Consider the following 12,693-nt stretch of genomic DNA (forward strand, 5'->3'; position numbering starts at 1 on the left):
GCCTGGCTTTCGCCACGACGACGCTGGAGAGAACTGCGCGCGAGCCCGCGTCCGCCTAGGTGGTGTGGACTCTAAGGATTCCCTTTTAAGCGCAAATCAGATTCAAGACTGCTTTTGGGGAGGCAGTCTTGGGTGTGATGGACCGTTTGGTATTGAGCGACGCGGCTTGGGAGCGGATGGCACCGCTGATTATAGGTCGCCCCGACCAGAAGGGCTCCACTGGGCGCGACAATCGGATGTTCGTGGAAGGTGTACTTTGGATTGTTCGCACGGGCTCTCCCTGGCGTGATCTCCCGGAGGCGTTCGGGGATTGGAACAGCGTGTTCCGGCGCTTCAGTCGATGGAGCATCAAGGGCGTCTGGTGGCGGATCTTCGAGGCGATGTCCGATGATCCGGACTTCGAATATCTGATCGTCGATTCAACCATCGTCCGGGCACATCAGCACGCCGCCGGCGCCAAAAAAGGGGGTCTGAAGATCAGGCGATCGGCCGCTCGCGCGGGGGGCTGAGCACCAAGATACATATGGCCGTTCGTGGCTTGGGATGTCCCGTACGGTTCGCGCTGACCGCAGGCCAGAAGGGCGATGCACCGCAAGCTGCCGCATTGATCGAGGGACTACCTGCCGAGGTCGTCATGGCCGATACGGCCTATGACGCCGATCATTTGCGTCAAGCCATCGCCGCCAAGGGCGCGCTCGCCGTCATCCCCAACAACCCGTCACGCGCACTCAAATACCCGCTGGACAAGCACCTCTATGCCCAGCGTCACCTCGTCGAATGCTGCTTCTCAAAGCTCAAGCAGTTCCGCCGCGTTGCAACCCGCTTCGAAAAGACCGCTCGAAATTATCGCGCCGTCGTCACTCTCGCAGCCATCGTCCTTTGGATGCGATAAGTGTCCACACGACCTAACCCACATAGACGAGGCTGTAGACATACGACTTCGCCCCCTTGCGGCTCACCCAGTCGCCTTCCGGCGGATGATCGCCCTGGGCGGCCGGCAGCACGTTCCAGGGGCGGCCGCTGCAGGATTGGCTCGCCGGATCCCAAGCCACCCAGCCCCAGCCCGGCCGGTGCTCGATCCAGAAATCCTGGTCCTCGCGCTGGTAGCCGGCGGTTCCATCGGGGCGGACTTTCCGGACAAAGCTGTAAACCAGGTTGTCACTCTGCCGGCGCAGCTCGAATCTCTCCCGGTTTTGCGGAGCGGCCATGAGTTCCTCGTTGGTAGACTCGCGTTATGTTATAATATAACAGTTTTCTCATGGCGCATACGCACACCCACGACCACCATCACGGCCACGGCCATCCCCACGGGCACAGCCACGGCCCGCACGCGCATCCGGCCCAGGCCGCGCCCTGGTCGATCCTGCGCATGCCGGTGCCGGCCCGGCTGGCCGCGGCGCTCGCGGTCTCCGCCTGCCTGTGGGGCGTCGTCTGGCTGGCGATGAGGTGACCATGAGCGCGCTTGTCACCTTCCGCGACGTCACGCTCGGCTATGACCGCCACCCGGCCGTGCATCATCTCAACGGCGCGGTCGAGGCGGGCGCGCTGCTCGCGGTGATCGGCCCGAACGGCGCCGGCAAGTCGACGCTGCTGCGCGGCATCGCCGGCGTGCTGAAGCCGCTGTCGGGCGTGATCGATCTCGACGGGCTCGAGCACCGCGACATCGCCTATCTGCCGCAATCCACCGACATCGACCGTACGTTTCCGATCTCGGTGTTCGATTTCGTCGGCACCGGGCTGTGGCGCTCGACCGGCTTCTTCGGCGGCATCGGCAAGGCGGCGCGCGACAAGATCCGGGCGGCGTTGGCCGCGGTCGGCCTCAACGGGTTCGAGAACCGCCCGATCGGCACGCTGTCCGGCGGCCAGATGCAGCGCACGCTGTTCGCGCGCGTGCTGTTGCAGGATGCCCGCCTGATCGTGCTCGACGAGCCGTTCAACGCCATCGATGCCAAGACCACCGCCGATCTCTTGGCGCTGGTGAAGCGCTGGAACGGCGAGGGGCGCACGGTGCTGGCGGCGCTGCACGACCTCGACATGGTGCGCAACAATTTCCCGGAAACGCTGCTCCTGGCGCGCGGCCCGGTCGAATGGGGCCCGACCGCGGAGACGCTGACGCCGGACAATCTGACGGTCGCGATGCGGATGTGCGAGGCGTTCGACGACAGTGCCGCGGCCTGCGCCACCGATCCGCGCTCACGGGCCGCCTGACGCCAATGCTGACCGACGCGCTGATCACGCCCTTCACCGAGTTCGAATTCATGCGCCGCGCGCTCGCGGCTGTCATCGCGCTGTCGCTCGGCGGTGCGCCGATCGGCGTATTCCTGATGCTGCGGCGGATGAGCCTGGTCGGCGACGCCATGGCGCATGCGATCCTGCCGGGCGCTGCGATCGGCTTCCTGCTGTCCGGGCTCAATCTGTTCGCGATGACGACCGGCGGCCTGATCGCGGGCTTTGCGGTGGCGCTGCTCGCGGGCCTCGTTGCCCGCACCACCGAGCTGAAGGAGGATGCTTCGCTCGCGACCTTCTACCTGGTCTCGCTCGCGCTCGGCGTCACCATCGTGTCCATCAAGGGTACCAATATCGACCTGCTGCACGTGCTGTTCGGAAATATCCTGGCGATGGACGACCAGACCCTGCTGGTGATCGCGTTCAACGCCACCATCACGCTGCTGGTGCTCGCAGTGATCTATCGCCCGCTGGTGATCGAATGCGTCGATCCGGTGTTCCTGCGCACCGTCAGCCGCGCCGGCGCGCCGGCGCATCTCGCTTTCCTCGCGCTGGTCGTGGTCAATCTGGTCAACGGATTCCATGCGCTCGGCACGCTGCTCGGTGTCGGGCTGATGATCCTGCCCGCCGGCATCGCGCGGTTCTGGTCGCGCGACATCACCACCATGATCTGCATCGCGGTCGCGAGCGCGATCGTTTCGGGTTATGCCGGGCTGGTGCTGTCGTACCAGACCCGGATTCCCTCCGGCCCCGCGATCATCCTGGTTGCGGCGGGGCTCTATATTGTGTCGCTGCTGTTCGGCAATGTCAGCGGCCTGGTGCGGCAGCTGTTCCCCGGCCGCCATCTCGAGGCATGAGGACGATGCGGCGGTTGATTGGTCTGATCGGTCTGGTGCTGCTGCTGGCGAGCGGCACGGCGCGCGCCGAGGAGCGCATCAAGGTCGTCGCGAGTTTCTCGATCCTGGCCGACATGGTGCGCAATGTCGGCGGCAACAGCGTCGACGTGGTGGCGCTGGTCGGGCCCGACGGCGACGCGCATGTCTATGCGCCGACGCCGGCGGACGCCAAGAAGGTCGCCGACGCCGGGCTGCTGGTCATCAACGGCCTCGGCTTCGAGGGCTGGTTGCCGCGGCTGCTGCAGGCCTCCGGCAGCAAGGCGCCGGTCGCGGTGGCAACCCAGGGGATCATGCCGCGCAAGATCGGCGGCCATGACGATCCGCATGCCTGGCAATCGGTGGCCAATGCGAAGATCTACGTCGTCAATATTCGCGACGGGCTGATTGCCGCAGCCCCTGACCATGCCGGCGTCTTCAAGGCCAATGCCGACGCCTATCTGGCGAGGCTGGAGGCGCTCGACCGCGAGGTGCACGAGGCGGTGGCGAAAATACCGGACGCGCGGCGCAAGGTGATCTCGACCCACGACGCCTTCGGCTATTTCGCCGACGCCTACGGAATTACGTTTTTCTCGCCGCTCAGCGTCTCGACCGATTCCGAGCCCAGCGCACGCGATATCGCCGCCATCATCGCCCAGATCAAGGTCGCGAAAATTCCGGCAGTTTTTCTCGAAAACATCAGCGATCCGCGCCTGATCGAGCGGATCGCGGCCGAGACCGGCGCGAGGGTCGGCGGGACCCTGTATTCGGACAGTTTGACGGGCGAAAAGGGCCAGGCACCCACTTACATTGATATGGTCAGGCACAATATAAAGGCCCTGACCAGCGCGCTCGCCGACTAGGGCAGGGGCCTCCCTGCCGGGGTTGAGCGCGGCCCCAAGTTCCTCGGAGTTGTTATGGCTGAAGCTTCGCAAAAAATTCCTGTGACCGTGCTGACGGGGTATCTCGGCGCCGGCAAGACCACGCTGTTGAACCGCATCCTGTCGGAAAACCACGGCAAGAAATACGCCGTCATCGTCAACGAATTCGGCGAGATCGGCATCGACAACGACCTCATCATCGGCGCCGATGAGGAAGTGTTCGAAATGAACAATGGCTGCGTCTGCTGCACGGTGCGCGGCGACCTCGTCCGCATCATGGACGGGTTGATGAAGCGTAAGGGCAAGTTCGACGCCATCATCGTCGAGACCACGGGCCTTGCCGATCCGGCACCGGTCGCACAGACCTTCTTCGTCGACGAGGACGTGCAGAAGAACGCCCGGCTCGATGCCGTGGTGACCGTCGCCGACGCCAAGTGGCTGAGCGACCGCCTCAAGGATGCGCCGGAAGCCAAGAACCAGATCGCGTTCGCCGACGTCATCGTGCTGAACAAGACCGACCTGGTCTCGAAGGCTGAGCTCGCCGAGGTCGAAGCCCGCATCCGCGGCATCAATCCGTACGCAAAACTGCATCGCACCGAGCGCTGCCAGGTCGGGATCGCCGACGTGCTGGAGCGCGGCGCATTCGACCTCGACCGCATCCTGGAGATCGAGCCGGATTTCCTCGAGGCCGGCGACGGTCACGACCATGACCACGATCACGATCATGACCATGATCACCATCACCATCACCACGATCACGGCCATGGGCTGAAGCACTATCACGACGAGGACATGCAATCGCTGTCGCTGCGTTCGGAGAAGCCGCTCGATCCGACCAAGTTCATGCCCTGGCTGCAGAACCTCGTCGCCACCGAGGGGCAGAAGATCCTGCGCTCGAAGGGCATCCTCGCCTTCACCGGCGATGATGACCGCTACGTGTTCCAGGGCGTCCACATGATGCTGGAAGGCGACCATCAGCGGAAGTGGAAGGACGGCGAGAAGCGCGAAAGCCGCGTCGTGTTCATCGGTCGCGAATTGCCGGAGCAGGCGATCCGCGACGGCTTCGAGCAGTGCATCACCACGTGATGAAAGAGTTCGACCCGGGCGAGGCCCCATCTTCCATCGTTTCGATCACCGACCGCGTCAAGCCGCTTCCGCTCGGCGCGGCGGTCGGTTCGGTGCACTTCCTCGGCGACCGCGCGTTCTTCGTCGGCGCCGAGGAGAGCGTCGCGATCGCGACCGCCGACGGCGAGATCACGCGGACAGAGACGCATTTCGGCGCCATCCTGTGCGCGGCCTCCGACGGCAAGCGGCTTGTCACCGGCGGTGACGACGGCAAGCTGATCGTAATCGACGCCAAGGGCGAGACCTCGACCATCGCGACCGACGCCAAGCGGCGCTGGATCGACAACGTCGCGCTGCACAGCGACGGCACGGTGGCGTGGTCGGCGGGCAAGACCGCGTTCGTGCGCAATCCCAAGGGCGAAGAGAAAACCTTCGAGGTACCGTCGACCGTCGGCGGGCTGGCGTTTGCACCGAAGGGCCTGCGGCTTGCGATCGCGCATTACAACGGCGTGACCTTGTGGTTTCCGAACATGGCCGCCAATCCGGAATTCCTGGAATGGGCAGGCTCGCATCTCGCGGTCTCTTTCAGCCCGGACAACAAATTCCTGGTCACGGCGATGCACGAGGCCGCGATGCATGGCTGGCGGCTCGCCGACAACCGGCACATGCGGATGAGCGGTTATCCCGGCCGCGTGCGCTCGATGTCGTGGAGCGCCGGCGGCAAGGGGCTCGCGACCTCGGGCGCCGATGCCGTGATCGTCTGGCCGTTCACCAGCAAGGACGGTCCGATGGGCAAGGAGCCGGCGATGCTGGCGCCGATGCCGGCGCGGGTCGCGGTGGTCGCCTGCCATCCGAAGAACGACATCATGGCGGTCGGCTATGCCGACGGCACCGTGCTGATGGTCCGGCTCGAGGACGGCGCCGAGATCCTGGTGCGCCGGAATACCGGCGCGGCGGTGTCCGCGCTAGGGTGGAATGCCAAGGGCACGCTGCTCGCCTACGGCACGGAAGATGGTGACGCGGGCATCCTGGAAATGTAAGAGATCGCTGCATCGTTCTCGGGCGAGGAAGAATCGGCAGCGTCATGCGATTTCTTACGACATTCCAGCTCGCCGACTTCATCGACACGCTGGTCAGCCTGACGTCAGCTTTTGTCCTCGGCACCCTGATCGGGGCCGAGCGGCAGTACCGGCAGCGCACCGCGGGGCTGCGCACCAATGTGCTGGTCGCGGTCGGCGCGGCCGCCTTCGTCGACCTCGCGATGCATCTGGCCGGAGCCGACGGCGCGGTGCGGGTGATCGCCTATGTGGTGTCGGGAATCGGCTTCCTCGGCGCCGGCGTCATCATGAAGCAGGGCATGGACGTGCGCGGCCTCAACACCGCGGCGACGCTGTGGGCCTCGGCCGCGGTCGGCTCCTGCGCCGGCGCCGATCTGGTGGCGCAGGCGGCTGCGCTGACCGTGTTCGTGATCGCCGGCAACACGCTGCTGCGCCCGCTGGTCAACGCCATCAACCGCATCCCGCTGAACGAGAAGGCCTCGGAGGCGACCTACTACTTCAAGCTCGTGGTGACCCCCGAGGCGCTGCCCGACATGCGCGACCGCCTGGTCGAGAAGCTCGAGGCCGCGAACTATCCGGTTGCCGATGTCAACGTGGTCGAGGCCGGCGACGACTTCCTGGAGATCGTGGCCGAGCTGGTCTCGACTGCGGTCGACCCCAACGAGCTGAATGCCGTCGTGGTCGACCTGCAGCATCAGCCCGGCGTGCGGCACGTGACCTGGGAAATCAGCACCACGGATTGAGGCGCGGTTCCCGCAGGCTCTGCTCAGGAACCATGCGGTGGCCGGATCGTTGACCTCGCTGACAATCGCGGGTGAACGAAATGGCTGCGGATCGGACCAGTCTGCGGAACGACGTGCTGATCGCCTCCACGCTGGTGGTGGCGGGCGTTGCGATCGCGGCGCTTTCGCTGCACGCGATCAACGCAGCGCCGCAAGAGATGGCGCAGGCGACCCAGCCGCTGCAGACGACGCCGTCACCCGAGCCAGAGAAGACAGCGCCGCCGGCCGAGTCGAAGCCAGGCGGCGAGCGGCCGACGACGCCGGCGCCGGAGCCTGCGCGCCCCGACGCTGAAGCGCAGAAGGCCGGCGCCAGGCCGGTGCTGCCGCCGGCGCCCGCCGAGAAGACCGCGCCGCCGATCGACAAGAAATAGGCGCGTTCGGCCGACGCATTGTGACGCGCATTTGACTGATGCTGCCGATTATACGGTCTCGCCTCGGCCGCCTGTGCCCGCCATAATCTGTCGTCTTGCCAACGACAGATGGGGCCTTTCATGAAGATCGAGGATATCAGGCGCACCGCCTATTCGATGCCGCTCACCAACCCGTCGTTTCCGCCGGGGCCGTATCGGTTCTTCGACCGCGAATATTTCATCATCACCTACAAGACCGACCCCGAAGCGCTGGCGGCCGTGGTGCCGGAGCCGCTCGAGGTCGCCGAGCCCGTGGTGAAGTACGAATTCATCCGCATGCCCGACTCGACCGGCTTCGGCGACTACACCGAAACCGGCCAGGTGATCCCGGTCCGCTTCAAGGGTGAGCTCGGGGCCTATACCCACGCGATGTATCTCGACGACGAGGCCCCGATCGCCGGCGGCCGCGAGCTGTGGGGATTTCCGAAGAAGCTGGCGCGGCCCAAGATCGCGATCGAGAGCGACGTGCTGGTCGGCTCGCTGCATTACGGCTCGGTGCTCTGCGCCTCCGCCACCATGGGCTACAAGTACCACAAGGTCGATCACGACACGGTCTTGAACGCGATGAAGGCGCCGAACTTCATCCTGAAGATCATTCCGCATGTCGACGGCACGCCGCGGATCTGCGAGTTGGTGCGCTTCCATCTCGACGACATTACCTTGAAGGAGGCCTGGACAGGGCCCTCCGCGCTCGGTCTGTTTCCGCACGCGCTGTGCGACGTCGCCCGCCTGCCGGTGCGCGAAGTGGTCTCGGCGTTGCATTACAAGGCGGACCTGACGCTCGGCCTCGGCTCGGTCGCGTTCGACTACATGGCGAAGTGAGCGGCGCCAGACAGCAAAATGCCCGGCGTGAGGCCGGGCATTTTCGTTCTCAACGTACGCTGTGCGGTCAGCGCACCAGGATGTTCTTGAACTGCCAGGGATCGCTGGTGTCGATATCTTCCGGGAACAGTCCCGGACGATCCGTCAGCGGTGTCCAGTCGGTGTAGAAACCCTTCACCGGGCCGAGATACGGCAGCTGGATTTCCAGCAGACGATCGAAGTCCATCTCGTCGGCTTCGACGATGCCTTCGTTCGGATTCTCCAGCGCCCATACCATGCCGCCGAGCACCGCGGAGGTCACCTGCAGGCCGGTGGCGTTCTGATAGGGCGCGAGCCTGCGGGTCTCCTCGATGGAGAGCTGCGAGCCGTACCAATAGGCATTGTTGTCGTGACCGAACAGCAGCACGCCGAGTTCGTCGATGCCGTCGACGATTTCGTTCTCATCGAGGATGTGGTGCTTCTCCTGCATCTTCGCTGCGCGGCCGAACATTTCATGCAGCGACAGCACGGCATCGTCAGCCGGATGATAGGCATAGTGGCAGGTCGGCCGATAGATCGCCTTCCCCGATGCGTCACGCACCGTGAAGTAATCGGAGATCGAGATCGACTCGTTGTGGGTGACGAGGAAGCCATACTGCGCGCCGCGGGTCGGGCACCAGGTCCGCACCCGCGTGTTGGCGCCGGGCTGCATCAGATAGATGGCCGCGCCGCAGCCGGCTTCGTGGGTGCGCGCATTCTCGGGCATCCATTTTTCATGGGTGCCCCAACCGAGTTCGGACGGCTGCACGCCTTCCGACAGGAAACCTTCCACCGACCAGGTGTTGACGAACACATCAGGCTCCTTCGGCGACTTGGAGCGCTGCGTGTCGCGTTCGGCGATGTGGATGCCCTTGATGCCGGCCTGCCGCATCAAGTCCGCCCATTCGGCCTTGGTCTTCGGCCTCGGGGCATTGAGCTTCAGATCGGCGGCGACATTGAGCAGCGCCTGCTTGACGAAAAACGAGACCATGCCGGGATTGGCGCCACAGCAGGAGACGGCCGTGGTCGAGCCCGCGGGGCGCGCCTTCTTGGCGGCCAGCGTCACTTCGCGCAGCGCGTAGTTGGAGCGCGCTTCCGGGCCCTTCGACGAATCGAAATAGAAGCCGAGCCAGGGCTCGTTGACGGTGTCGATGTAGAGAGCGCCAAGCTCGTTGCAGAGCTCCATGATGTCGGTGGAGCCGGTGTCGACCGACAGATTGACACAAAAGCCCTGGCCGCCGCCTTCAGTCAGCAGCGGGGTCAGCAACTCGCGATAATTATCCTTGGTGACGGCCTTCTGGATGAATTTGACGTTGTGCTTCTCGCAATGCGCCTTGCGGCCCTCGTCCTTCGGATCGATCACGGTGACGCGCGACTTGTCGTAGTCGAGATGCCGCTCGATCATCGGCAACGTGCCTTTGCCGATCGAGCCGAAGCCGATCATGACAATGGGGCCGGTGATTTTCGCGTAGATCTGCGAGGAGGGGCTCATCATTTTCTCCAGGAGAGCGCCGAGCGGCGGGTAGAGTGGATCAGGGGTTGCGTCGCTTTGCGGTAACTTCGATCTCGACCTTCATCTCGGGCTTGTAGAGCCCCGCGACGATCAGCATCGTTGCGGCCGGGCGGATGTTGCCGAGAACCTCGCCGCAGACCGCGAAATGGGCATCCACGTCACTGATGTCAGTGAGGTAGTAGGTCGCGCGGACGATGTCGGCCATCGCAAAGCCTCCCTCTTTCAGGGCAGCCTCGATGGTCTTGAAGCAGTTCCGTGACTGGCGCGTGACATCATCAGGCATGGTCATGGTGGTGTAGTCGTAGCCGGTGGTTCCGGCGACGAAGGCGAAGTCGCCGTCGATCACGGCACGGCTGTAGCCCGCGGTCTTCTCGAACGGCGAGCCGGTGGAAATCAGGCGACGGGACATGTCGGACCTCGACGGAAAAAGGTTCTGCGCGGGGTTTACGGGCATTTTTGGCGCCCGCGCAACCCCCAGATTCTGACCTGGGGTTCTGGACCTTACGGCCGGCGCTAGCGGGACTGCTGCGTGGTGTCCAACGGCGGCGTGCCGGTCCAGCGCCGGATCAGGATGTCCCGGACGATCATAACCGAGATCAGGAACAGCATGACCGTGGTGACGAGGCCGCGCCAACGCGGGCGCGCGCCATCGATTGCGGGAAGGTTCTCTGCCATGGCGCCCGCCTTACGCCGCGTGCGGCACGGCGAACGGTGCCTTCCGGTTGCGGGTTGCCTTGCTCTTGGGCAGCGGTGCGCCGGTCGGCGTGATCATGCCCCAGACGCCGTCCAGCGCGCCCTCGACGAGCTCGAGGCCGAGCAGCCGGTCGCGCTCGAATGCGCCGGGCAGCGACAATTCGCCGGTCCCGTCGGCGGTGAAGCCATAGCGGGCGTAATAGGGCGCATCGCCAAGCAGGATCACCGCGCCGTGGCCGCGGGCCTTCGCCACGGCCAGCGCGCGCTGCATCAGCGCGGCGCCGACGCCGAGGCCGCGGCAGTCGTCGTCGACTGCCAGCGGCCCCAGCATCAGCGCGCTGCGGCCCCCCGCGCTGACGTGCCACAACCGCACGGTTCCAACCAGCCGGCCGTCCTGGCGCACGGCCGCAAGGCTCAGGCCTTGGGCGGGCGCGCGTCCGTCGCGCAGGCGCTGGCAGGTGCGGGCATGGCGGTTCTCGCCAAAGCAGGCATCCAGCAGCGCTTCGCGCGCGACGACGTCCGAGGCACGCTCCGCACGGATCGCGAACGGGGCGGCTTTTCGGATGAGGGCAACGGGGGTGTTCCGTTTCGCAGTCATGGCACGTCAGTCCCCGCTTGCAACGGCAAGTCGCACGCCGCGCAAGCGTCGTTCAGAAAAATCAAAAATGATCGGGAAGGAGCCGGCGGGGCCGGCTCCCGGTTTATCAGGCCTCGAAAAGGAGGCGGCCTAGATGTGGTAGGTCTTCAGCGGCGGAATGCCGTTGAACGCCACCGACGAGTAGGTCGACGTATAGGCGCCGGTGCCTTCGATCAGCAGCTTGTCGCCGATCTCGAGCGTTACCGGGAGCGGATACGGCAGCTTCTCGTACAGCACGTCGGCAGAGTCGCAGGTCGGGCCCGCGAGCACGCACGGCGTCATGTCCGCACCGTCATGCGGCGTGCGGATGGCGTAGCGGATCGACTCGTCCATCGTCTCGGCGAGACCGCCGAACTTGCCGATGTCGAGATAGACCCAGCGAACCTCGTCCTCGTCGCTCTTCTTCGAGATCAGAACGACTTCGGTCTCGATGATGCCCGCATTGCCGACCATGCCGCGGCCCGGTTCGATGATCGTCTCCGGGATCTGGTTGCCGAAATGCTTGCGCAGCGCGCGGAAGATCGACCGGCCATACTGCAGGACCGGCGGAACGTCCTTGAGATACTTGGTCGGGAAGCCACCGCCCATGTTGACCATGGTGAGATTGATGCCGCGCTCGGCGCAGTCACGAAACACGGTCGAGGCCATCGCGAGCGCGCGGTCCCACGCCTTCACCTTGCGCTGCTGCGAGCCGACATGGAACGAGATGCCGCACGGCTCCAGCCCCAGCCGCTTGGCGAGGTCGAGCACGTCGACCGCCATCTCCGGATCGCACCCGAACTTGCGCGACAGCGGCCACTCGGCGCCGGCGCAGTCATAGAGGATGCGGCAGAACACCTTCGCGCCGGGAGCGGCGCGGGAAATCTTCTCGACCTCGGCGGCGCAGTCGACGGCGAACAGGCGAATGCCGAGCGCGAAGGCACGCGCGATGTCGCGCTCCTTCTTGATCGTGTTGCCATAGGAGATGCGGTCCGGCGTCGCACCGGCGGCCAGCGCCATCTCGATTTCCGCAACGGTCGCGGTGTCGAAGCAGGAGCCGAGCGAGGCGAGCAGCGCCAGCACTTCGGGCGCCGGGTTGGCCTTTACCGCGTAGAACACGCGGCTGTCCGGCAGCACCTTCGCGAAGGTCTGGTAATTGTCGCGCACGACTTCGAGGTCGACGACGAGGCACGGCTCGGTGTCGAGACCATCCTTCCGGCGGCTGCGCAGGAATTCCTGGATACGTTCAGTCATGGCACTCTCCAGCGGCCCCAGCGACGGGATCCGCATCAACATGACGTCTAGTCAGAGTGCTCCGGCCACATCGCGCGATGGAGGCGCAACGAAGCCAAAAGACTCAAACCAGACTGTGCTGCCGTGGATTGGTTGGGAGAGTTTCCCGCCCGCTCACCTGGCAATGAAGGACAAGCCTTTTCAGTAGCCCGCGCCGGCGTTGGACTGCCGGTAGAGACCAAAAAAGCCCGATCCGTCGTTGCTTTAAGTCGCGTCCCCCGTGGAGAGCGGGGTGCGCCGGTTCGCCTCCGGCTGCCAGTCACGGTTGCAAAGAGTGGTGAGACCTTCAACGGCATCCCTGGAGAGAGATGCTGGCCCCTCGCGTCCTGACGGACGTAAGCGACCCTCGGTTCTTCCACCCCTTGGCGGCTGTCCGGCCTCTTGTCCGGATACCTACCGACTGACACACGACCACAGGCACGTGCGAAATTGGGCAAGGCAGGA

Annotated in this window: 15 protein-coding genes and 1 pseudogene; 10 read left to right on the forward strand and 6 right to left on the reverse strand. The window is 65.0% G+C overall.

Annotated elements, in window-relative coordinates; all coding sequences use genetic code 11:
* The first annotated feature begins 176 nt into the window (after positions 1-176).
* A pseudogene (locus AC066Y_RS08925) lies at positions 177-892 on the forward strand (IS5 family transposase).
* Positions 893-905: 13 nt separating this feature from the next.
* Here the strand turns inward: AC066Y_RS08925 and AC066Y_RS08930 are convergent.
* Positions 906-1,208 (reverse strand): hypothetical protein, encoded by a 303-nt coding sequence (locus tag AC066Y_RS08930; RefSeq protein WP_478273543.1) that lies wholly within the window; start codon positions 1,206-1,208, stop codon positions 906-908.
* Between the two features lie 50 nt (positions 1,209-1,258).
* Here AC066Y_RS08930 and AC066Y_RS08935 point away from each other — a divergent pair, with 50 nt between their 5' ends.
* The 9 genes from AC066Y_RS08935 to AC066Y_RS08975 all read left to right on the forward strand — a co-directional run bounded on the left by AC066Y_RS08935 (position 1,259) and on the right by AC066Y_RS08975 (position 8,116).
* Positions 1,259-1,450, forward strand: a complete 192-nt coding sequence (locus tag AC066Y_RS08935; RefSeq protein WP_478273544.1) for a hypothetical protein — start codon at positions 1,259-1,261, stop codon at positions 1,448-1,450.
* A gap of 2 nt (positions 1,451-1,452) precedes the next feature.
* The gene (locus AC066Y_RS08940) at positions 1,453-2,208 is read left to right on the forward strand and encodes a metal ABC transporter ATP-binding protein (RefSeq protein WP_478273545.1); all 756 of its coding nucleotides are present in this window, start codon (positions 1,453-1,455) and stop codon (positions 2,206-2,208) included.
* Between the two features lie 5 nt (positions 2,209-2,213).
* Positions 2,214-3,083 carry a metal ABC transporter permease gene (locus AC066Y_RS08945; RefSeq protein WP_092123731.1) on the forward strand — a complete coding sequence of 290 codons (870 nt, stop codon included), beginning with the start codon at positions 2,214-2,216 and terminating at the stop codon, positions 3,081-3,083.
* Positions 3,084-3,088: 5 nt separating this feature from the next.
* A complete protein-coding gene (locus tag AC066Y_RS08950) occupies positions 3,089-3,961 on the forward strand; it encodes a metal ABC transporter substrate-binding protein (protein ID WP_478273546.1) in 873 nt (290 codons plus the stop codon).
* Positions 3,962-4,015: 54 nt separating this feature from the next.
* Positions 4,016-5,065 (forward strand): CobW family GTP-binding protein, encoded by a 1,050-nt coding sequence (locus AC066Y_RS08955; protein ID WP_478273547.1) that lies wholly within the window; start codon positions 4,016-4,018, stop codon positions 5,063-5,065.
* On the forward strand, positions 5,065-6,084 hold the full coding sequence (locus AC066Y_RS08960) for a WD40 repeat domain-containing protein (protein WP_478273548.1): 1,020 nt from the start codon (positions 5,065-5,067) through the stop codon (positions 6,082-6,084). The genes AC066Y_RS08955 and AC066Y_RS08960 overlap by 1 nt, the downstream gene beginning before the upstream one ends.
* A 44-nt stretch (positions 6,085-6,128) precedes the next feature.
* Entirely contained in the window at positions 6,129-6,845 is a 717-nt protein-coding gene (locus tag AC066Y_RS08965; protein WP_298380137.1) for an MgtC/SapB family protein, read from the forward strand.
* Positions 6,846-6,925: 80 nt separating this feature from the next.
* The gene (locus tag AC066Y_RS08970; protein ID WP_478273549.1) at positions 6,926-7,255 is read left to right on the forward strand and encodes a hypothetical protein; all 330 of its coding nucleotides are present in this window, start codon (positions 6,926-6,928) and stop codon (positions 7,253-7,255) included.
* A 120-nt stretch (positions 7,256-7,375) separates the two neighbouring features.
* Positions 7,376-8,116 (forward strand): acetoacetate decarboxylase, encoded by a 741-nt coding sequence (locus AC066Y_RS08975; RefSeq protein WP_478273550.1) that lies wholly within the window; start codon positions 7,376-7,378, stop codon positions 8,114-8,116.
* Positions 8,117-8,183: 67 nt separating this feature from the next.
* On the opposite strand, the gene AC066Y_RS08980 is transcribed toward AC066Y_RS08975, so the two are convergent.
* The 5 genes from AC066Y_RS08980 to AC066Y_RS09000 all read right to left on the reverse strand — a co-directional run bounded on the left by AC066Y_RS08980 (position 8,184) and on the right by AC066Y_RS09000 (position 12,210).
* A complete protein-coding gene (locus tag AC066Y_RS08980) occupies positions 8,184-9,626 on the reverse strand; it encodes a homospermidine synthase (RefSeq protein WP_478273551.1) in 1,443 nt (480 codons plus the stop codon).
* Between the two features lie 40 nt (positions 9,627-9,666).
* On the reverse strand, positions 9,667-10,056 hold the full coding sequence (locus tag AC066Y_RS08985; protein WP_478273552.1) for a RidA family protein: 390 nt from the start codon (positions 10,054-10,056) through the stop codon (positions 9,667-9,669).
* A 104-nt stretch (positions 10,057-10,160) separates the two neighbouring features.
* Positions 10,161-10,322, reverse strand: a complete 162-nt coding sequence (locus tag AC066Y_RS08990; RefSeq protein ID WP_478273553.1) for a hypothetical protein — start codon at positions 10,320-10,322, stop codon at positions 10,161-10,163.
* 10 nt (positions 10,323-10,332) lie between these two features.
* Positions 10,333-10,938 (reverse strand): GNAT family N-acetyltransferase, encoded by a 606-nt coding sequence (locus tag AC066Y_RS08995; protein ID WP_478273554.1) that lies wholly within the window; start codon positions 10,936-10,938, stop codon positions 10,333-10,335.
* Between the two features lie 129 nt (positions 10,939-11,067).
* Positions 11,068-12,210: a type III PLP-dependent enzyme gene (locus AC066Y_RS09000; protein WP_478273555.1), complete on the reverse strand. Its 1,143-nt coding sequence runs from the start codon at positions 12,208-12,210 to the stop codon at positions 11,068-11,070.
* Positions 12,211-12,693 lie beyond the last annotated feature (483 nt).

This window comes from Bradyrhizobium sp. USDA3010 (genome assembly GCF_056429065.1).